This is a genomic window from Exiguobacterium sp. s122 (genome assembly GCF_018618475.1).
In the GTDB taxonomy this organism is placed as follows: Bacteria; Bacillota; Bacilli; order Exiguobacteriales; family Exiguobacteriaceae; genus Exiguobacterium; species Exiguobacterium himgiriensis.
On sequence record NZ_JACSMD010000001.1, the window covers coordinates 925,906 to 946,073 of the forward strand.

Annotated in this window: 20 protein-coding genes; 18 read left to right on the top strand and 2 right to left on the bottom strand. The window is 51.9% G+C overall.

Annotated elements, in window-relative coordinates:
- Positions 1-40: 40 nt before the first annotated feature.
- Positions 41-646: a DUF1054 domain-containing protein gene (locus KNP92_RS04685; protein WP_214837917.1), complete on the bottom strand. Its 606-nt coding sequence runs from the start codon at positions 644-646 to the stop codon at positions 41-43.
- A 191-nt stretch (positions 647-837) separates the two neighbouring features.
- Between KNP92_RS04685 and hrcA the strand changes: the two genes are divergently transcribed.
- The 6 genes from hrcA (at position 838) to KNP92_RS04715 (ending at position 7,223) form a co-directional block, all read left to right on the top strand.
- The gene (gene hrcA, locus KNP92_RS04690) at positions 838-1,860 is read left to right on the top strand and encodes a heat-inducible transcriptional repressor HrcA (RefSeq protein ID WP_214837921.1); all 1,023 of its coding nucleotides are present in this window, start codon (positions 838-840) and stop codon (positions 1,858-1,860) included.
- 17 nt (positions 1,861-1,877) lie between these two features.
- Positions 1,878-2,453, top strand: coding sequence for a nucleotide exchange factor GrpE (grpE, locus tag KNP92_RS04695; RefSeq protein ID WP_214837924.1), 576 nt, complete (start codon positions 1,878-1,880; stop codon positions 2,451-2,453).
- A gap of 29 nt (positions 2,454-2,482) precedes the next feature.
- Positions 2,483-4,306, top strand: coding sequence for a molecular chaperone DnaK (gene dnaK / locus KNP92_RS04700; protein WP_214837927.1), 1,824 nt, complete (start codon positions 2,483-2,485; stop codon positions 4,304-4,306).
- A 105-nt stretch (positions 4,307-4,411) separates the two neighbouring features.
- On the top strand, positions 4,412-5,515 hold the full coding sequence (gene dnaJ / locus KNP92_RS04705; protein WP_214837931.1) for a molecular chaperone DnaJ: 1,104 nt from the start codon (positions 4,412-4,414) through the stop codon (positions 5,513-5,515).
- 18 nt (positions 5,516-5,533) lie between these two features.
- Complete coding sequence (gene prmA, locus KNP92_RS04710) at positions 5,534-6,472, top strand: 50S ribosomal protein L11 methyltransferase (protein WP_214837934.1); 939 nt, start codon at positions 5,534-5,536, stop codon at positions 6,470-6,472.
- A gap of 4 nt (positions 6,473-6,476) precedes the next feature.
- Positions 6,477-7,223: a 16S rRNA (uracil(1498)-N(3))-methyltransferase gene (locus tag KNP92_RS04715; protein WP_214837937.1), complete on the top strand. Its 747-nt coding sequence runs from the start codon at positions 6,477-6,479 to the stop codon at positions 7,221-7,223.
- Between the two features lie 34 nt (positions 7,224-7,257).
- Here the strand turns inward: KNP92_RS04715 and KNP92_RS04720 are convergent, their stop codons facing one another.
- Positions 7,258-10,923 (bottom strand): S8 family serine peptidase, encoded by a 3,666-nt coding sequence (locus tag KNP92_RS04720; protein ID WP_214837940.1) that lies wholly within the window; start codon positions 10,921-10,923, stop codon positions 7,258-7,260.
- A 327-nt stretch (positions 10,924-11,250) separates the two neighbouring features.
- Here KNP92_RS04720 and KNP92_RS04725 point away from each other — a divergent pair, with 327 nt between their 5' ends.
- From KNP92_RS04725 to KNP92_RS04780, 12 genes are all read left to right on the top strand, one after another.
- Positions 11,251-11,895 (top strand): class I SAM-dependent methyltransferase, encoded by a 645-nt coding sequence (locus KNP92_RS04725; RefSeq protein WP_214837943.1) that lies wholly within the window; start codon positions 11,251-11,253, stop codon positions 11,893-11,895.
- The gene (locus tag KNP92_RS04730; RefSeq protein WP_214837946.1) at positions 11,892-12,359 is read left to right on the top strand and encodes an S-ribosylhomocysteine lyase; all 468 of its coding nucleotides are present in this window, start codon (positions 11,892-11,894) and stop codon (positions 12,357-12,359) included. Before KNP92_RS04725 ends, KNP92_RS04730 begins: the two co-directional genes overlap by 4 nt.
- On the top strand, positions 12,360-13,298 hold the full coding sequence (locus tag KNP92_RS04735; protein ID WP_214837949.1) for a PLP-dependent cysteine synthase family protein: 939 nt from the start codon (positions 12,360-12,362) through the stop codon (positions 13,296-13,298).
- On the top strand, positions 13,264-14,421 hold the full coding sequence (locus tag KNP92_RS04740; RefSeq protein ID WP_214837952.1) for a bifunctional cystathionine gamma-lyase/homocysteine desulfhydrase: 1,158 nt from the start codon (positions 13,264-13,266) through the stop codon (positions 14,419-14,421). Before KNP92_RS04735 ends, KNP92_RS04740 begins: the two co-directional genes overlap by 35 nt.
- Positions 14,422-14,542: 121 nt before the next feature.
- Positions 14,543-15,430 (top strand): EamA family transporter RarD, encoded by an 888-nt coding sequence (gene rarD, locus KNP92_RS04745; RefSeq protein ID WP_260564072.1) that lies wholly within the window; start codon positions 14,543-14,545, stop codon positions 15,428-15,430.
- 90 nt (positions 15,431-15,520) lie between these two features.
- Positions 15,521-16,186, top strand: a complete 666-nt coding sequence (deoC, locus tag KNP92_RS04750; protein ID WP_214837955.1) for a deoxyribose-phosphate aldolase — start codon at positions 15,521-15,523, stop codon at positions 16,184-16,186.
- A 77-nt stretch (positions 16,187-16,263) separates the two neighbouring features.
- Positions 16,264-16,458 (top strand): 30S ribosomal protein S21, encoded by a 195-nt coding sequence (rpsU, locus tag KNP92_RS04755; RefSeq protein WP_029334745.1) that lies wholly within the window; start codon positions 16,264-16,266, stop codon positions 16,456-16,458.
- A gap of 33 nt (positions 16,459-16,491) precedes the next feature.
- Positions 16,492-16,941 carry a GatB/YqeY domain-containing protein gene (locus tag KNP92_RS04760; protein ID WP_214837958.1) on the top strand — a complete coding sequence of 150 codons (450 nt, stop codon included), beginning with the start codon at positions 16,492-16,494 and terminating at the stop codon, positions 16,939-16,941.
- A gap of 152 nt (positions 16,942-17,093) precedes the next feature.
- Positions 17,094-17,588, top strand: a complete 495-nt coding sequence (locus tag KNP92_RS04765) for an NfeD family protein (protein WP_353047932.1) — start codon at positions 17,094-17,096, stop codon at positions 17,586-17,588.
- On the top strand, positions 17,585-18,568 hold the full coding sequence (gene floA, locus KNP92_RS04770) for a flotillin-like protein FloA (protein ID WP_034809426.1): 984 nt from the start codon (positions 17,585-17,587) through the stop codon (positions 18,566-18,568). Before KNP92_RS04765 ends, floA begins: the two co-directional genes overlap by 4 nt.
- A gap of 5 nt (positions 18,569-18,573) precedes the next feature.
- Entirely contained in the window at positions 18,574-19,032 is a 459-nt protein-coding gene (locus KNP92_RS04775) for a hypothetical protein (RefSeq protein WP_214837974.1), read from the top strand.
- Positions 19,033-19,210: 178 nt separating this feature from the next.
- Positions 19,211-20,167 (top strand): PhoH family protein, encoded by a 957-nt coding sequence (locus tag KNP92_RS04780; protein ID WP_214837977.1) that lies wholly within the window; start codon positions 19,211-19,213, stop codon positions 20,165-20,167.
- Position 20,168: the final 1 nt, after the last annotated feature.

The following is a 20,168-nucleotide window of genomic DNA, read 5'->3' on the forward strand; positions in this document are numbered from 1 at the left end:
GCATACAAAAAGGGAATCCACAATGGATTCCCTTTTTGCGTTATAAGACGAGGTCGCGATAAATCGGCGTAAGCCGGCTAAACGTGTCCTCGACGAGCGCGAGGAAGGCTGCCTCGTTTTGGAGGATGGACGCATCGGCCGGAAGTTGGCGACCGATTAAAAAGTCGGCTTTCTTCACTTCTTTGAACCGCTCTAAAATCGTGTCAATCGCCTCTTGAGAAGTATCTTCAAGTAGGAACGCTTCCTTCTTCATATGGTCACCGGCAATGTGGAAGTCCGGGAACGCCGTCTTGACGTCAATCTTCATGAGACGTTCAGCAATGGCTGCCTTGTTCGGCATCTCATAGATGAACGCGAGCCAGACGAAGACCCGATCGTCGAATAGACCGACCTGGAAGTGCGGGTGTTTCTTGTAGCCGCGTTTGTCGTGGCAAATGGCCATCCACGTATCTTTCGGCGGATTGACCGTACGGCGCGCGTGTTTGGCGACGTGCAGGTAAAGGGGGATTCCGACGTCCGCTTCAAGTTGTGGACCGACTTCCTCATAGATTTGATGGAAGAGCGGCTGAATCGTCGAACGAATGCCGTCCATGCGCGCATCGAGTCCATCTTGTGTGAATACGTCAAATTGTTGTGTTGTAAACATCTCATCACCTCATTTCGTATGATACCGAAATGAATCGAAAGATGCATCGGCGGCGACTTCAATAATGAGTAAAAAATATAGCGAATGAATTGACAAATATGGAGAACATGATAATATTTGAAGTGTGATTAGCACTCAGTAAATATGAGTGCTAATAAAGCGAGGCCAACCATTCGGAGAGGAGTGAGGACGTGCTGACAGAGAGACAGTTGCTCATTTTACGAGCCATCATTGATGACTACATTCAAACAGCGCAACCGGTCGGGTCGCGGACACTATCGAAACGAGACGACCTTTCGTTCAGTTCAGCGACGATTCGAAACGATATGGCTGATTTGGAAGATTTAGGTCTGATCGAGAAGCCGCACACTTCAGCCGGACGCATTCCTTCTGAGGTCGGTTATCGCTATTATGTTGACCATCTCGTTGAGAAGCGAGTGATTGATGAGCGGGAAACGCATCATCTCGGTGAACGGTTACGGGCGTCCGCGCAAGAGTCGGATTTGCTCATTCGCCAAGCCGCCGACCTTCTCTCTGATTTGACCAACTATACGACGGTCGCACTCGGTCCGAACAGTCAAATGAATCGTCTGGCCCGAATCGACTTGATGCCACTCGATGAACGGCGCGGCGTCGTGTTGATTTTAACGGACCAAGGTCACGTTGAGCATCGGACGGTCGTCTTTGAATCACCGATGGCACCGGACATGATTGAGGAGATGATTCGCTTCTTGAACGATCGGTTGAAAGGAACACCAATCGGACAGTTGAAATCACGTCTCAGCGAGGAAGTCTCAACGCTTCAGCTCGCGAATCGAGAACAGTATGAGCATATGCTGCAACTGATTCAATCGACTGCCGGATTGCAACATCCCACCTCGCTCTACTTAGGTGGGAAGAAGAACATCTTCAATCAACCGGAGTTTCAAACGCTCGACACGCTCCGCCCGTTCCTAGAATGGATCGATGAACAGGAGCGGTTGACCGATTGGCTCGAATCGTTGCCAAACCGTGAGATTTATGTGAGCATTGGGAGCGAGAACGGCATCCTAGCGCTTCAAAACTGTAGCGTCATCACGTCGGACTATACGCTCGACGGGAAGACGTTCGGTACGATCGCGATGATTGGACCGACACGGATGGACTATCGGCACGGTGTCCAGATGATGGGACAATTAATTGAAGCGCTCAGGCGAACGAAATTAGAAGAGTGACGGAAAGGAGCCTCAACATGACAGTTGACAACCAGAACGGTCCAGATAAGGACGAAGTGCTCGAAGAGAAAGATTTTGAGCCGAAACAAGAAGCCGCTGAAGTCGAAGGAGACGAGGTTTCAAATGCTCAGAATGTGGAAGAAAGTTCTGAGGGGACGGATTATGAAAAAGAAATCGAAACGCTAAAAGCGAGCGAGCTTCGCATTCGCGCTGATTTTGACAACTTCCGCCGTCGCACGAACGAAGAGAACGCGAAACGCATCAAGTTCGCTTCACAGTCGGTCGTCGAGAAGTTGATTCCGCTACTGGATAACTTTGAGCGGGCGCTTCAAGTCGAAGCGACGTCCGACGATGCGAAACAAATCCAAGCGGGCGTAGATATGATTCATCGCCAGCTTCTCGATGTATTGAACGGGGAACAAGTCGAGGCGATCGACGCGGTCGGTCAAACGTTTGACCCGAATTTCCATCAAGCGGTCATGCAGGAGCCGAGCGATGAGTTCGAATCTGGCGTCGTGACGATGGAACTACAAAAAGGGTACACGATGCACGGGCGCGTCATTCGTCCGAGCATGGTAAAAGTCGCAGAATAACATTACTTAACTAGATGGAGGAATCGACAATGGGTAAAATTATCGGAATTGACTTAGGGACAACAAACTCATGTGTGGCAGTAATGGAAGGTGGCGAAGCAGTCGTCATCTCGAACGCGGAAGGGAACCGTACGACACCTTCTGTCGTCGCTTTTAAAGGAGAAGAGCGTCAAGTCGGAGAAGTCGCAAAACGTCAAGCGATCACGAACCCGAACACGATCCAATCGATTAAACGTCACATGGGCACATCACATACAGTAGAAGTCGACGGCAAGAAGTTCACGCCACAAGAAATCTCTGCCATCATCTTGCAAAAGTTGAAAAAAGACGCAGAAGACTACCTCGGTGAGTCAGTCACAGAAGCGGTCATCACCGTTCCTGCCTACTTCAACGATGCAGAGCGTCAAGCGACGAAAGACGCAGGGAAAATCGCTGGTCTCGACGTTAAACGAATCATCAACGAGCCGACAGCAGCGGCACTCGCTTACGGTCTCGATAAAGGCGAAGACCACACGATCTTAATTTATGACCTCGGTGGCGGTACGTTCGACGTCTCGATTCTCGAGCTTGGCGATGGCGTCTTTGAAGTTGTCGCGACAGCCGGAGACAACCGTCTCGGTGGGGACGACTTCGACCAAAAAGTCATCGACTACCTCGTTCAAGAGTTCAAAAAAGAGAACGGCATCGACCTTGCACAAGACAAGATGGCGCTCCAGCGTTTGAAAGATGCGGCCGAGAAAGCGAAAAAAGACCTCTCGGGCGTGACAAGCGCGCACATCAGCCTCCCGTTCATCACGGCCGGAGCGGCTGGCCCACTTCACTTGGAGACGACGCTCACGCGTGCGAAATTTGACGAATTGACAGCCGACCTCGTCGAGCGCACGATGGAACCGACGCGTCGCGCCTTGAAAGACTCAGGTCTCACACCGTCTGACCTTGACAAGATTATCCTCGTCGGTGGTTCGACGCGTATTCCTGCAGTCCAAAAAGCGATTCATGATTTCACGAAGAAAGAGCCGTTCAAAGGCGTGAACCCGGATGAAGTCGTTGCCCTCGGAGCTGCGATTCAAGGCGGCGTCCTTGCCGGTGACGTGAAAGATGTTGTCCTTCTCGACGTCACACCACTTTCGCTCGGAATTGAGACGATGGGCGGCGTCATGACGAAGTTGATCGATCGCAACACGACAATCCCGACATCGAAGTCACAAGTGTTCTCGACAGCGGCGGACAACCAGCCAGCCGTCGATATCCACGTTCTTCAAGGGGAGCGTCCGATGGCGCCGGATAACAAGACGCTCGGTCGTTTCCAATTGACGGACATCCCGCCGGCACCACGTGGTGTGCCACAAGTCGAAGTCAAATTCGATATCGACGCGAACGGGATTGTACACGTTTCGGCGAAAGACCTCGGCACGAACAAAGAACAATCGATCACAATTCAATCGTCTTCAGGAATCGATGAGGCTGAAATCGAGCGCATGGTGAAGGAAGCGGAAGCGAACGCAGAAGCGGACAAGCAGCGTAAAGAGGAAGCCGAACTTCGTAACGAGACAGACCAGCTCGTCTTCGCGACAGACAAGGCGATTAAAGACCTTGGCGACAAAGTGGATGCGGCCGACAAAGAGCGCGCGGAAGCAGCGAAAGAAAAAGCGAAGTCTGCGCTCGAAGGCACAGACCTTGAAGCAATTCGTACGGCGAAAGACGAATTGTCGAACGTCGTTCAAGAGTTGACGCAAAAAGTATATGCGAGCATGGCTGAAGAGCAAGGTGCTGAAGGCGCCGAGACACAGACGGAAGCGAAAGACGACAACGTCGTCGACGCCGAGTTTGAAGATCTCGACGACCGCAAATAATAAAACTGATGGGAGGGCGCCAAAGCAGGTTTCTGCTTTGGCTCTTTCTATGTTAAGGTAGAATCGGTAAATTCGAACTTTAAAGACGAGATAGGAGAGACTGACGTGGCGAAACGAGATTATTATGAAGTGCTTGGCCTAGATAAATCGGCCTCGGCGCAAGACATTAAACGAGCGTATCGGAAGCTCGCGCGAGAATATCATCCAGACATTAACCAAGAGCCGGATGCGGCAGATAAATTCAAAGAGATCGGCGAGGCGTATGAAGTATTGTCCGATGAGCAGAAACGGGCCCAATACGACCGATTTGGTTTTGAAGGGGCGAGCCAGTTCGGTGGCGGCGACTTCCAAGGTGGATTTGGTGACATTTTCGACATGTTCTTCGGTGGCGGCGGACGCCGTCAAGATCCGAACGCGCCGCGTCGAGGGGAAGACTATCAATATGTCGTCGACCTCGACTTCATGGAAAGCGTGACGGGTAAGACGGAGACAATCGAACTCGAGATTGAAGTCGAATGTGACACGTGTATGGGCAGTGGTGCCAAACCGGGGACGAAACCAGAGACGTGCGGCCGTTGTGGTGGTAGTGGGGTCGAGACGGTTGAACAGAATACGATTCTCGGCCGGATGGTCAACCAACGGCCATGTAGTCAATGTCACGGGACAGGGAAGACGATTAAAGAAAAGTGTCCGACGTGTCACGGTTCAGGCCACGTCAAGAAGAAGCAACGTGTGGAAGTGAAAATTCCAGCTGGGATTGACAACGGCCAACAGATTCGGATGTCTGGAAAAGGCGGTCCTGGTTTTAATGGCGGACCGGCTGGAGATTTATACGTCGTCGTCCGTGTCCGCGGTCATGAGATTTTTGAGCGCGTCGACCAACATATCGCAATGGAGATGCCGGTCACGTTCGCTCAGGCAGCACTTGGCGCCGAAATCGAAGTGCCGACCGTCCACGGAAAAGTCAGCTTGAAAGTCCCGGCCGGCACACAGACCGGATCGAAATTCCGTCTTCGCGGAAAAGGGATGCCGAGCGTCCGCGGTGGTGGCCATGGGGATCAATACGTGACCATCGTCGTCATGACCCCGACGAATATGACGGACCGACAAAAAGAGCTACTTCGTGAGTTCGAAGAGATCGGTGGAGAAGCAGGTGTCGAAGAACAACATGGATTGTTCCAAAAAATGAAAAAGTTTTTTAGTCACTAAAAGGAGCGTGTTCAAGCGATGAAATGGTCTGAAATTTGTGTCCACACGACACAGCAGGCGGTTGAAGCCGTATCGAATTTACTACATGAAGTGGGGGCACAAGGGGTCGTCATCGAGGATGTCGAAGATTACGACCAGATGATGGCAGAAGACCATTTCGGAGAGATTTGGGACGTTTCGGGACGCGAGTCGTATCCGACCTCAGGTGTGTTCGTCAAAGCGTACGTCCCGGCGTCAAGCGATTTCCAGGACACGCTCGCCGCATTTAAAAAAGAAGTCGAGCGGTTGCGGGACATCTTGGACATCGGCAGCGGGGAAGTGACCGTTGCAGAGATGGACGAAGAAGATTGGGCCCACTCGTGGAAACAATATTATAAACCCGTCAAAATCTCGCAACAGCTTACGATCGTCCCGCTCTGGGAGGACTATGAGCCGCAACCAGAAGAGAACGTGATTCTCCTCGACCCGGGTATGGCGTTTGGGACGGGCACACATCCGACGACAATGCTTTGCATCCAAGCGATTGAGAACTACATCCAACCGGGTGACCGCTTGATTGACGTCGGGACAGGTTCGGGTGTGCTCGCCATCGCGGCCGCGAAACTCGGCGCGTCACACGTCGAGGCACTCGATTTGGATTCCGTTGCCGTCGAATCGGCGCGTCAAAACGTCGAGACGAACGGTGTCGAGGAACGCATCACGGTCAAGACGGGCGATTTGTTGAAAGGGATGGACGGCACGTACGACCTGATCGTCGCCAATATCCTTGCGGACGTCATCTTACTCTTTATCGAGGATGCGTATGCACGCGTCAAGTCCGGTGGCTACTTCATCACGTCCGGCATCATCGGTCAAAAGCGGGCGGAAGTCGCCGAGGCGCTCCAAGCGGCTGGTTTTGTCATCGAAGAGACGCGTGTCATGGAAGACTGGGTTGCCATCATCGCGAAGAAGGGGTGAGCGTATGCAACGATACTTTCTAAATCGCGATGCGTTCGCGAATGACCACGTCGCACTTCCAGCGGATGTCGCCCATCATATCGGAACCGTGCTCCGCGAACAACCTGGCTATCGCCTCGTCCTTCTCGACGGAGAAGGATGGGAATACGAGGCCGAGGTCGTGACGCTCGAGAAGAAGTCAGGGACAGCGCACGTAATCACGAAACGCCGAGCGACGACCGAACTGCCGATTGATGTGACGCTCGCCTACGCGCTTCCGAAAGGCGATAAAGTCGAACTCGTCGCGCAAAAAGCGACCGAGCTCGGGGTGCATCAATTGCTTCTCTTCGAGTCGAAACGGTCGGTTGCGAAGTGGGACGCGAAAAAGGCGCCGAAAAAAGTCGAGCGTCTTCAAAAGATCATGCAGGAGGCGGCCGAACAGTCGTATCGTGCCGTCGTCCCGATGTGCCATTACGTCACACCACGGGAACTGACAGACCGGCTGGGTTCGTTCGATGCCGTCGGACTCGCCTATGAGGAAGAAGCGAAGCAAGGGGAGAAAGCGGTCTTTGCGACCATGTTACAAGCACTTCGACCTGGGGACAAACTACTGCTCATCGTTGGACCAGAAGGTGGCTTTGCAGATGAAGAAGTGAACGAGTGGAAGGAACGTGGGGCACAGGCCTGTGCGTTCGGCCCTCGCATCTTGCGTTCGGAGACGGCGCCGCTCTATGCGCTCGCTGCCATCTCCTATGCGCTTGAATTGACGTGAAAATAGCTCTTGCCGCACGCGGCAAGAGCTATTTTTATTTCTTCGTCAATGTGATTGTCTCTTTCGTGACGTTCCCTGCGAGATCAACCGCCTCGAACGTGAACGTGTTCTTACCAGAGACGACAGGTAGCGTGATCGTCTCGGTCCGAGAGAACGGGCGCATCTCATATGGCGCCTTGAGCGTTTGGCTGAACTTCAAATCTCCATTGACGAGTAACTTCACTTCGTCAAAGTTGTCTTTTACCGTCACGTCCAAACGGACAGACTGCTGGTTCTTGTTAATCGCTTTCGGAAGCTTCCCGAACGAGATTGTCGCGGGTGTCGCATCGACAAAGATCGTCCGTTGGAAGTTCGCAACGTTCCCAGCCGCATCTTCAGCGACGAAACGTAACTTATGCACACCGTCGGCAAACGTCCGTGTCGTGTTGAAGTCATAGCGCTTCGTCGTCTCGTTCCATGTGAGTGGGACGTCCGTGCCATCGACTTGGAACGATTGAATCGCAGAGGCGTCTTGAATCGAACCGGCGATTGGGATGACCGAAGTCGCGTACGGTGCGAGCGCGAGCGGGGCTGTCAAGAAGACGCCTGGCTTGTCGGCGTCGTTTGAGTACGCCACCGCTTTCGTCGTCGCGTTCCCAGCATGATCCGTCACACGGACGCTAATTGAGTCGCTCTCGGCGAGCGAAGCGAACGTATGTGTCGCTGTCGTGTCAGCAGATGTCGCAACGGCTTTCCCGTTGACGAGGTACTCGACCGAACGGACGCCAGCAAAGTCGTCTTTCGCTTGGACCGTCAAGCTGTCACCTTGCCATTTCGCTGTGAAGGTCGGATCCGTGTAGTCGACCTTGACTGGGAAGCGAAGCGTCTGGGCTTGCTTCTTCATGTAATCGATACTTGCTTCGATCTCGTAGAAGTACTTACCAGCTGGTGCCGGTTTTCCGTTCAGTTGACCATCCCACTTGTAGGATGCCGAGTAGTAGTACGGGGTGTTCCGTCCGCCATCAAAGTAGTTCTTCCGCAACTCCGCATCGTGACGGAGGGTACGGACGACATTCCCGGATTCATCGACGATGCGGTACTTCACGTCTTTCGCGTTTCGGAGCAACGAGAAGACCGGTGTCGCGGCGTCTTTCACGCCGTCCCCGTCTGGCGAGAAGGCGATCGCATCGAAGTTTAATGACTTGTCTAACTTAGCACCTAAATAGTTACCGGCTTGATCGACCATGCCGGCTGACTCATAGAATGAGCCTGACTCATAAACAGAGGCATCAAAGATTGGCGCTTTGCCCCAGTCTCCTTCAAAACCGACGAACGGTACGACAAGGTCCGGGTTACCTTCAGGGCCGTTTGAATCAGACAGGCGGATGAAGCCGTCCACGAAATATCCGTTCTCGAACACGTCTTTCGCTGAGACGAGCCCGCTCAACGTTTTCGGGTTCAACACTTGTGCGTTCGAGACGTCGACAGCGACTTTGATTTCTGTCTTCTGGTTCGGTTTCAACTTCACCGAGTTGACCGCTTTCCCGTTGACGGTCACGGTCGCGTTTTGGAGCGGTTGGGCTTCCATCGCATTTTGGACAAGGCCAGCCGTACGCTCGATCGCTAGGTCGGTCTGAAGTGACGAGGAGACGTCATACGAGACGGCTTCATTTGACAAGTTTTTCACGACGAGCGTGAACGTCGCTTTGCTGCGATTCAGTTCCTTCAAGGCGACTTTTGCCTCTTTCGACGTCTTCTCGTACGCGACAGCAGGAGTCGAGACGGCCGCGTGCAACTGCATCAAGCCGGCACCGCCGCGACGTGGCGTATACGGGACGTTTAGTTTCAGTTGTTGATTATATGGACCGATATCGGTCACCGCTTTTGACGTGTTGATTAACAAGTTCTTCGCCATCGTCACCCGGTCGACCCCGTCGAGGGTGAACTGCTCATCGACACGTTGTAAGACGAGCGCAGCTCCACCAGCGACGTGTGGGGCCGCCATCGACGTTCCGCTCATGAGTCCATATTTGTCATCGTTCAAAGTCGAGAAGATTTGTCCGCCTGGTGCCGCGATTTCCGGTTTGAAATCGAGGTTCGGCGTCACGCCCCACGACGTGAAGTTCGATAGCGCCCCGGCCGCACGGTTAGCGACGCTAATCCGGTCCCCATTAAAGCCGATGCGGAATTGTTCACCAGCGACAAGGCGGTCGCGCAATTCGTTCCCGTCTTTTATGCTGAGCGAAGCCATCGGGATTTTCGGGTTCGACAAGGCCATGCTTACATAGTCGCCATGACCGACCGTCCCGCGAACAATGACACCGGCTGCACCGTTCGCTTCAGCGGTCTGCTGAATGTTGGAGTAGAAGTAACTGCCGTCCCGAACGGCAAGTACGATTTTCCCTTTGACGTCTTTGCCAGTATATTGGTCAGGTTGACCGTCACCGACGTAAACGATGTCATATTCCCCATGTTTGAAGGCGGGACCATCTTGTTTTTTCCAACCGACTTTATCCGTCCGATCGCCTGAGCGGACCGAGAACGCGTCGAGTTGGATTTGGTCGTTCTCAAGCGAGGCGACCGAGGTCGAAGCCGAGCTGACACTCGGAGAACCGACGACACCGGTGTCTGGATTATTCGCATATGGCAAATCGAATCCATTCCCGAAGTAAGCCGAGTTTCCGGCAGAGATGGACACGAACACACCGTTATCGACGGCACGTTGAACAGCTTGCTGTTCAGCAGAGTCGGCACTGACGAATCCAGCGGTCGAACCGAGGCTCATGTTGATGACGTCGGCCCCGAGCTTGATTGCATCGTCAATCGCTTTGATGTAAATGTCTCCGTATGTTGAGGCATAGTTCGGGTCGTTACTAAAGACTTTCAGTCCGAGGACTTGGGCTTCAGGCGCGACGCCTTTCAATCCACCTGTCTCTTCGTCGCCGTTCGCGGCAACCGTTCCTGAGACGTGCATACCATGCATCGATGCCCCCGGTGAATCGTCACGGATGTCATCGTTCTCGTCGTAGTAATTGTAAGCGTACGGCACTTTGTCGTTTATGTATGCTCCGGCCATCCCGAATTCGCTCACGGCCGATGTAACCTCGGATTCTGAGAGCTCGGCTTTTGACTGATCACTCAACTTGAAGTCACGGTGGTCGGCATCGATACCGGTGTCGATGACGGCGACGACCGTTCCTTCTCCGGTATAACCATAGTCGCCCCATGTCTGTTGAGACTGGACCATGCCGTTGCTCGTCACCATGTCTGGCTTCACTTCTGGACGCTCGTATTCGTTGACGAGGTGAACAGCCGCGACTTCTGGTAGCGCTTCGACTTTTTGAATGTCGCTTGTCGTCAGCAACGTACTAAACCCGTTGAACACGGTCGTGAACTCTTCGAGCGGTTCAGCCTTGACGCCTTTTTTCGAAATCGCGTCTTTCGCCTTCTTTTGTTCCGCTTTTACGAGACCGTGCGCTCGATCTTGTTCAGTTTTCGAGAGGGCGTTAAACTTTTTCCCTTTTTGTTTCGCCTGTTCGATCGCCGGAGCGCCGACGAGTTCAACGACGACACGTTGTTTCTCTTGTTTGTCACTGACAGCGAGATGCTCCGTGACCGATGGTTTTGCGAGGACCGGTTCGGCGCCAAGTCCGAGTAGACCCGGTGTCAAGGCAAGACAGGTGGCAAGCGACACGTTCACATAAAATTTAGGTTGTGGCAAAATAAATTCCTCCATTCATTTTCTAAAGATTTAATCCATTTGTGGAAAATCATAGCGAAATAGAGATTTGATTTCCTTTTATTTTTTGAAATTCAGGGTAATGAATTTGAACAAATTAAAAAATTCTGACAATTACTTTTGTCCTAATCATTCATGACAAGGTGGGTCTTTTTTCGTTTTACCGACTCGTATTATCTTTATTAAAAAGATGTTTGACGAAACCGATTCAATACACTTGAGATTTCCCTAAAAAGTTGATAAAGTCTGATTATAGAAATCATATAAAACATATCAACATAGTCGGAATAAAAAGGATGAGGTGAATCGATGGGACTTCAGTTCATGGATATTTTTAAAGAGTGGGCGTCGCAATACGATGAGACGGTAAACGGTCACGATGAGCAATACAAAGAAGTGTTCGCCGGATACGACGCGATGCTAGATGCGGTTGTGGAGCAATTAGACGGACGCGTCATGGAATTTGGTGTCGGGACGGGTAACTTAAGTGCTCGTATTTTAAAGCGTCACGACATGATCGCAATCGAGCCTTCTACCGAAATGCGGGAAGTTGCGGTGCAAAAGCTCGGGATTGACGTGAAGACGGGTGACTTTTTAAACTATCCGACCGATCAACCGGTCGATTCAATCGTATCGTCTTATGCGTTCCACCACTTGACAGATGAGGAGAAGCGTCAAGCGATTGAGAGCTATGTGAATGATTTAAATTCGCCACGCTTCGTCTTACTCGATACGATGTTTGAGTCGGTTGAAACACGGGCAGAAATTATTAATTGGGCAACTGAAAATGGGTTTTCGGACCTCGTTGAGGATTTGAATCGCGAATTCTATCCGTACACAGAAACGATTCGGTCGATTTTAGAAGACAACGGATATTCCGTACAGATGGAACAGAAAAACAAATTTGTTTGGCTCGTAGTGGCCACGAAACACACAGGAGGAACTCAATCATGAAGAGTTATAAAGTCGAAAGCTTTAACTTAGACCATACAAAAGTACAAGCGCCTTACGTCCGTTTAGCCGGAGTGAAGAAGGGAACGGCCGATACGATTTATAAATATGATATTCGCTTCATTCAACCGAACGAAGGACTCATGCCGATGCGTGCCGTCCACTCGCTCGAGCACTTGATTGCTGAGAACAGCCGCAGTCATTCGAATCAAATCATCGATGTATCGCCGATGGGTTGCCAGACAGGCTTCTATTGGACGATGCTCAATGATGGGGATTACGACGCGATGCTCGACCTCGTCGAAGCGACACTCCGCGACGCGGCGAATGCGACAGAATTACCGGCGCAAAACCCGATTCAATGCGGAAGCGCGAACCATCACGATTTCGAGGGCGCGAAGAAGCTCGCGGCTGACATGCTCGCGAAACGTGACGAGTGGCATATCATCTTCAAGGACGAGGCGTAAATGATCGTCCGTGATGTGTATGAGCTCGTTGGACGGACTCCGCTCATCGAGTTGACGACGTTACCTGTCCCGGAAGGCGTGAAAGTGTTTGGAAAGATGGAGATGCGAAATCCAGGTGGAAGCGTCAAAGATCGTCTTGGTCTTCAATTGATTGAACGCGCGATTGAGCGAGGTCAACTCACACAGGGCGGGACGGTCGTCGAACCGACCGCCGGCAATACTGGCATCGGCCTCGCGCTCGCTTGTCAAAAGTTCGGGATTCGACTCATGACGGTCACGCCTGAGAAATTCAGTCAAGAGAAACAAGCACTCATGCGCTTGCTTGGTGCGACAGTAGTTAACACCCCGACGTCGCTTGGGATGAAAGGGGCGATTGAGCGGGCGAAAGAACTGGCAGTCGAACATGACGCGTATTTGCCTGAACAGTTCTCGAATCCTGATAATCCGGATACGTACGTCGAAACGCTCGCTTTAGAATTACTCCACGATCTTCCGCAGATTGATGTCTTTATTGCGGGCGCAGGTTCTGGCGGGACGTTCACGGGCGTCGCGAAAACGCTCAGACCGAACGGGACGAAAACGATCGTTGTCGAGCCAGAAGGGTCGATTTTAAATGGCGGGGCACCGGGTCCTCATAAGACAGAGGGTATCGGGGTTGAGTCGTGGCCGGTTTTTCTAGACGAGGCTTACGTCGATGGCATCTTTACAATCACAGATGAGGACGCGTTCTATTACGTGGCGCACATGGCGAAACGTGAAGGACTTCTCATCGGAAGTTCGTCTGGGGCGGCAATTGCGGCTTGTGTCGAAGAAGCCAATCAAATGACCGAAGGCGTGATTGTTACAATCTTGCCGGACAGTGTGGAACGTTATTTAAGTCAAGGGATAGTCGAGGAGGCAGAACATGCGTACAAAAACAGCGCTCATTCACGGCGGTAAAACGACGGACCCCCTTACAGGGGCCGTCACGCCGGCGATTTATCAGACGAGCACATACAAACAAGACGGAATCGGTAACTTGCGAGAAGGGTACGAGTATTCACGTACCGCTAACCCGACGCGCACGGCACTCGAGACGTTGATTGCAGACATCGAGGGCGGCGCACGTGGTTTTGCGTTCGCATCGGGGATGGCAGCCGTGTCGACGATTTTAATGCTCTTAAAATCTGGGGACCACGTCATCGTCGGTTCTGATGTATATGGAGGAACGTACCGTGTATTCAATCGAGTATTTCAATCACTTGGCTTGGAGGCATCTTTTGTCGATACGGCCGATGAGACGGCGGTCCGCGCCGCGCTTCAGCCGAACACAAAAATGATTTACGTTGAGACACCGACGAACCCGCTCTTAAACGTCACGGATTTGAAGCAGATGCGTCAAATCTCGGACGAGGCGGGGACGTTGTTCGTCGTCGACAATACGTTCATGACGCCATACTTCCAAAATCCGATCGAGTTCGGAGCGGATTACGTGCTTCATAGTGCGACGAAGTATTTAGGAGGCCATAGCGACGTCGTTGCCGGTCTCGTCGTCTCGCGCACCGAAGAACTCGGTGAAGACTTGGCGTTCTTACAAAACTCGGTCGGTGCCGTTCTCGGGCCACAGGACAGCTTCCTCGTTGTCCGTGGCATCAAGACGCTTGCCGTCCGTATGGAAGAAATCGAATCGAACGCGCTCGCGCTCGTCGACTTCTTGACGAAACATGAAGCAGTCGGACGCGTCTTGCATCCGAGTATCGCTAGTGAGGAAGCGAAGCGTGTTCATACGTCACAAGCACGCGGGTTCGGCGGCATGATCGCCTTTGATGTCGGATCAGCCGAAGCGGCCGAATTGATTGTCGCGAAGACGCACTATTTCACGCTTGCGGAAAGTCTCGGTGCGGTCGAGAGTCTCATCAGTGTACCGGCACGAATGACGCATGCATCAATTCCGCCTGAACGACGCCTCGAGCTCGGGATTACAGACGGGCTTGTTCGAATCTCTGTCGGCCTTGAAGACGTAGCTGACTTGATCGAAGATTTGGAACAAGCGCTCGCTGCCGTCGAGACGATTTCAAACTAAATGATTTAGGAAGAGAGGCAGTGCTTCGAGCACGCCTCTTTTTGTTCTGTATATAAGAAAGAAATATGTTGAATGTAGATAACGCATCGACTAAACTGACGTTAATTGTAGGAGAGGGCAGGTGAATACGTTGAATAAAGGAGTCTTGACCACGGTTGGCGCATACGTCATGTGGGGGATCCTCCCGATTTATTGGAAGTTTCTACAGGAAATCCCGAGCAGTCAAATTCTCGCTCATCGAATCGTTTGGTCGTTTTTATTCATCTTGCTCGTCTTGAAGTGGACGAAACAGTGGACGGAATTCAATTATGCGTTACGTCACCGAGCGACTCGAAACGCTTTCATGTTGAACGGGTTCATCGTCAGTGCGAACTGGTTTGTTTACATATGGGCCGTGAACCATGGTTACATCATTGAAGCTTCACTCGGCTATTACATCAATCCGCTCGTCAGTATGGTGTTAGGAGTGCTCGTGTTTCGGGAATCATTAAATCGGGTCCAGTGGCTCGCTGTCGGGGTGGCCACGATTGGGGTGCTCGTCTTGACGTTTGGTTACGGTTCATTCCCTTGGATTGCGTTCATCTTGGCAAGTACGTTCGGATTTTACGGGATGGTAAAAAAGCGACGGCCGCTCGCCTCGACGGTCAGTCTCGGCATCGAGACGCTCGCGGTTGTACCGGTCGCGGTTTTGTTTCTCGCGTTCGAGACGTCGCGGGAGACGCTCACCCTCACTCCGTCTCCGATTATTTGGCTCGCCCTACTCGGGACCGGCGTCATGACGGCGTTACCGCTCTTGTTGTTCGGCTACGGAGCGCAGCACATCCCGTTCACACTTGTTGGGTTTTTGCAGTTCATCGCACCGACAATCAGTCTGGCGATTGGCGTCATCCTGTACCATGAGCCGTTCACGGCATATCACGTGTTCGCGTTCACGTGTATTTGGCTCGCCATCTTCTTCTTTAGCTGGAACAGCTGGGTCCAAACGAGAAAACGACGCCAGCTTGCTTAAATGAAAGCTGTTACAAGCGCGTAAAACATGATAATATGTTAGAGGTCAGACCTATATGTCAGACTCAACGTTTAAAGGAGGAACTACACGATGGAATTAGCACGTTATATCGATCACACGGCACTAAAGGCAGAAACGACGAAAGATCAAATCACGAAGCTTTGCGAAGAAGCACTTGAATACAAGTTCGCGAGCGTTTGTGTCAACCCGACATGGGTGAAGTACGCTGCAGCACAACTCAAGTCAGATGACGACGTCAAAGTATGTACGGTCATCGGTTTCCCGCTTGGCGCGAACACGCCGGAAGTAAAAGCGTTCGAGACGAAAGATGCGATTGCGAACGGGGCAGACGAAGTCGATATGGTCATTAATATCGCGGCGTTAAAAGATGGTGACTTGGAGCTTGTCGAGCGTGACATCCGTGCAGTCGTAGAAGCGGCGAACGGCACACTTGTCAAAGTCATCTTCGAAACATGCTTACTCACAAAAGAAGAAATCAAGACGGCAGCCGAGTTGTCTGTGAAAGCTGGTGCCGATTTCGTGAAGACATCGACTGGCTTCTCGACGGGCGGCGCGACGGTGGAGGATATTCGCCTCATGCGTGAGACAGTCGGACCAGATGTCGGCGTAAAAGCGTCGGGTGGCGTACGTGACTTCGAGGGCGCGAAAGCGATGATTGATGCTGGTGCGACGCGCATCGGGGCATCGGCTGGAATCGCCATCGTCACGGGCGGTCGTTCAGACAGCGACTATTAAGAACTAGTGGTTGACCTCACGACTTAATTTCACTATAATATGATATGACGTGTGAAACACGTTTCCTTAGTCGTGTAATTCGGAGGGAGGGAAAACTAGTGGAAACTCGTGTCCGTAAAAACGAATCGCTTGAAGACGCTCTTCGTCGTTTCAAACGCGGTGTTTCGAAGGATGGCACACTTGCCGAAGTTCGTAAACGTCGTCACTACGAAAAGCCAAGCGTAAAACGCAAATTGAAATCAGAAGCTGCGCGTAAGCGTAAGAAATTCTGATTCCAGTTTCATTTGTAGAGAGGGTGTTAGCTCATGAGTCTTCAAGAACGCTTGACGGACGACATGAAGCAAGCCATGCGCGCCAAACAAAAAGATCGTCTCACGACGATCCGGATGGTCAAAGCGTCGCTCCAAAATGAGGCTATCAAATTTGGCCGACAAGATCTAACTGAGGAAGAGGAACTCACGGTGCTCAACCGAGAGATGAAACAGCGCAGAGACTCCCTCCGAGAATTCGAAAGCGCTGGTCGTGAAGACCTTGCTTCTAAAGTTGCTGACGAGATTGTCGTGCTAGAAGCCTATATGCCTGAACAACTCTCTGAGGAAGAGGTCACCGCAATCGTCAACGCAGCGATTGCTCAGACGAATGCGTCGGCCCCGTCCGATATGGGTAAGGTGATGGGCGTCGTCATGCCTCAAGTTAAAGGCAAGGCAGACGGTGGTCTTGTGAACCGAATTGTCAAACAACAATTGACGAATTAACTAAATTGGCAGGGTCTTTTGGAAATTCCAAAAGATTCTGCCTTTTTTTGCGTATTCTGAAACCACATTCATTCTCGTTTCGTATACACTAGAGATAAGAGGTAGCTTTGTATTTGGAAGGGGGTAGCAGTACGATGACATTTGGTCTCGGAGTGATTCTGACAGTTTTTTTCGTCGGGGTCGTCCTTCTTGGAATTGAAGTGTTCGTTGCCGGTTTTGGATTGTTTGGAGTGCTCGGTATAGGTGCCGTCGTCGCTAGTCTGATTATGGCGGGCGCCACGATCGGTCAGCTATGGTTATCACTCGGTTTGGCCACGGCCATTGTGGCCGGACTTGGATTTTGGGCGTATCGACGTTTACAATCGAATCGATCGCTCATGTACAAGGGCCTCATCTTGACGGACTCGACGTCGTCGGAAAAAGGTTACTTGTCACATGCCGACAAACAAAGTTTGCTCGGCAAAGTCGGCGTCACATTGACACCACTTCGTCCAGCGGGTACCGCTGAGATTGAAGGAGAACGAATCGATGTCGTGACAGAGGGTGGCTATCTCGATCAACAAACTAAAATTCAGGTATATAAAGTCGATTCAGGACGCGTCGTCGTCCGGAACTTTATAGAGCCGAAGGAGGATGTAACAGAATGACACCAGAATTATTGACCACGTTACTCATCTCAGGTGGAGGTTTGATTGCCCTAGCGGTATTCTTCACGTTTGTACCGGTAGGATTATGGATTAGCTCGTTCGCAGCAGGCGTTCACGTGTCGATTTTTACGCTCGTTGGGATGCGACTCCGTCGCGTCGTCCCGTCGAAAATCGTCAACCCGCTCATTAAAGCGGTCAAAGCCGGTCTCGGTTTGAACACGAACCAGCTCGAGAGTCACTTCCTTGCCGGCGGGAACGTCGACCGTGTCGTCAACGCATTGATTGCTGCTCACCGCGCGAACATCGAATTGTCGTTCGAGCGTGCAGCGGCCATCGATCTTGCTGGTCGAAACGTGCTTGAAGCGGTTCAGATGTCCGTTAACCCGAAAGTGATTGAAACACCGTTCATCGCTGGTGTGGCGATGGATGGGATTGAAGTGAAAGCGAAAGCTCGAATCACGGTCCGTGCCAACATCGACCGACTCGTCGGGGGTGCCGGTGAAGAGACGATTATTGCACGTGTTGGTGAAGGGGTCGTTTCAACAATCGGTTCGCAAAACAATCATAAACACGTCCTCGAGAATCCAGACTTGATTTCACGCACGGTCTTGACGAAAGGTCTTGATTCAGGAACGGCGTTTGAGATTCTGTCGATTGACATTGCCGACATTGATATCGGGAAAAACATCGGTGCGGTGCTTCAGACGGACCAAGCTGAAGCAGACAAGAAGATTGCACAAGCGAAAGCGGAAGAGCGCCGCGCGATGGCGATTGCCCGCGAACAAGAGATGAAATCTTCTGTCGAAGAGATGCGCGCGAAAGTTGTTGCTGCCGAAGCCGAAGTACCACTCGCGATGGCCGAGGCGCTCCGCCACGGCAAACTCGGTGTTATGGACTACGTCAACTACTTGAACGTCCAAGCCGATACAGACATGCGTAAAGCGATCGGTCACCCAGTCGAATCTGACAATAGAGAGTAATCGATATGGATGGACTGTGGGTACTCCTACTCGCCGCGTTCGGGATCGCCTCGGCGGTCATGAAACGGCTAGAGAAATCCTCGTCGACGACGGGAGAGCGTCCCCCAAGTTCGGACTTGAAACGCTATCTCGATACGGTCGGCGACATGATGAAAGAAGTCGAAGGTTCGCTTGACGAACCGAAACAAGCACAAGGACAAGGACAGAAGTTGCGTCGTCGTGTCGCGGCTCCGGCGGCTCCGGAACAAACGTTAGGTCGACCATACGACCCGGACCGTCACGCGCCGAAACGGCGAGAACAACAACCGGCAGTCAGCCGGGAGTTCGAACAGACGGTGAAGATTCCGCCCCTTACGGAAGCGGAATCGACACGTCCGCAACCACGTATGTCGATGAAACAAGTGAGACAAGCGGTCGTGTGGAGTGAAATCATTCAGCCGCCCGTCTCAAAACGAAAGCGTTGAATGAGGCAGTGACTGGAACCGCCTTGATGTGTTGGTTTAATCCAACAATCAAGTGCGGTTCTTCTCGTTACTGCTTTTTTGCTCGTGCAAGGGGCGGTCTTTCTTTCACGAACGGCTTGATAGTGCTAAAGTAGAGAGGGAACATTCTATTCAAGAGGGGGAGTATCAACCATTGATTATGACTGATAAAATTCCGTTCGTCATGGAGCATGCGAACGAAGCACAAGCACTCCTTGGACCGAAAGACGAAGTGTTCGAGGCGATCGAATCTGAGCTTTCCGTCGCATTGACACCTCGAGGAGAAGAACTCATCATTCAAGCAGACTCCGCCGATACGTTAGAGCTCACGAAACAAGTCGTTAAGACGTTGCAGCAGCTCGTCAAAAAAGGTGCGCGCTTGAACGAAAGTGATGCGATTAGCGTCATCCAACACATTCAAGTCGGAAAAGGGGACGAGTTGCTCGAACATTATGAGCGTGTCGTGTTCACGACGAGTAAAGGCAAGCCGATTCGCGCGAAGACGGTCGGTCAGAGCCGATACGTCCGTGCTATCGAGCGACGTGATCTCGTCTTTGGAATCGGTCCGGCCGGGACAGGGAAGACGTATTTAGCGGTCGTCCTCGCAGTGCGTGCTTTGAAAGAAGGTCAAGTGAAGCGAATCATCTTGACGCGTCCGGCCGTGGAGGCGGGTGAAAGCCTCGGCTTTTTACCGGGTGACTTGAAAGAGAAAGTCGACCCATACTTGCGCCCACTTTATGACGCTTTGTTTGATGTATATGGCATGGAACAGACGAATCGTTTGCTCGAGCGCGGGACGATTGAAGTCGCCCCACTCGCTTACATGCGGGGACGGACGCTCGAAGATGCGTTCGTCATCTTAGATGAAGCGCAGAACACGACGAAAGAACAGATGAAGATGTTCCTGACGCGTCTCGGATTCGGGTCGAAAATGGTTGTGACGGGGGATTTGACACAAGTCGATTTACCGAAAGGAAAGGCGTCCGGGTTACAAGAGGCGCTTCGTTTATTAGAAGGGGTAGATGGGATTCATTTCGAGCACTTTACCGCCTCGGACGTCGTCCGCCATCCACTCGTCAAGAAAATCATCAACGCCTATAGCACGGATCTTACATGAC

Coding starts and splice junctions, on each gene's coding strand:
- KNP92_RS04730 (WP_214837946.1), top strand. CDS start 11,892: ATGAAGAGTTATAAAGTCGAAAGCTTTAACTTAGACCATACAAAAGTA.
- KNP92_RS04715 (WP_214837937.1), top strand. CDS start 6,477: ATGCAACGATACTTTCTAAATCGCGATGCGTTCGCGAATGACCACGTC.
- prmA (WP_214837934.1), top strand. CDS start 5,534: ATGAAATGGTCTGAAATTTGTGTCCACACGACACAGCAGGCGGTTGAA.
- KNP92_RS04775 (WP_214837974.1), top strand. CDS start 18,574: ATGGATGGACTGTGGGTACTCCTACTCGCCGCGTTCGGGATCGCCTCG.
- KNP92_RS04760 (WP_214837958.1), top strand. CDS start 16,492: ATGAGTCTTCAAGAACGCTTGACGGACGACATGAAGCAAGCCATGCGC.
- KNP92_RS04725 (WP_214837943.1), top strand. CDS start 11,251: ATGGGACTTCAGTTCATGGATATTTTTAAAGAGTGGGCGTCGCAATAC.
- floA (WP_034809426.1), top strand. CDS start 17,585: ATGACACCAGAATTATTGACCACGTTACTCATCTCAGGTGGAGGTTTG.
- grpE (WP_214837924.1), top strand. CDS start 1,878: ATGACAGTTGACAACCAGAACGGTCCAGATAAGGACGAAGTGCTCGAA.
- KNP92_RS04735 (WP_214837949.1), top strand. CDS start 12,360: ATGATCGTCCGTGATGTGTATGAGCTCGTTGGACGGACTCCGCTCATC.
- KNP92_RS04685 (WP_214837917.1), bottom strand. CDS start 646: ATGTTTACAACACAACAATTTGACGTATTCACACAAGATGGACTCGAT.
- dnaK (WP_214837927.1), top strand. CDS start 2,483: ATGGGTAAAATTATCGGAATTGACTTAGGGACAACAAACTCATGTGTG.
- KNP92_RS04780 (WP_214837977.1), top strand. CDS start 19,211: ATGACTGATAAAATTCCGTTCGTCATGGAGCATGCGAACGAAGCACAA.
- deoC (WP_214837955.1), top strand. CDS start 15,521: ATGGAATTAGCACGTTATATCGATCACACGGCACTAAAGGCAGAAACG.
- KNP92_RS04740 (WP_214837952.1), top strand. CDS start 13,264: ATGCGTACAAAAACAGCGCTCATTCACGGCGGTAAAACGACGGACCCC.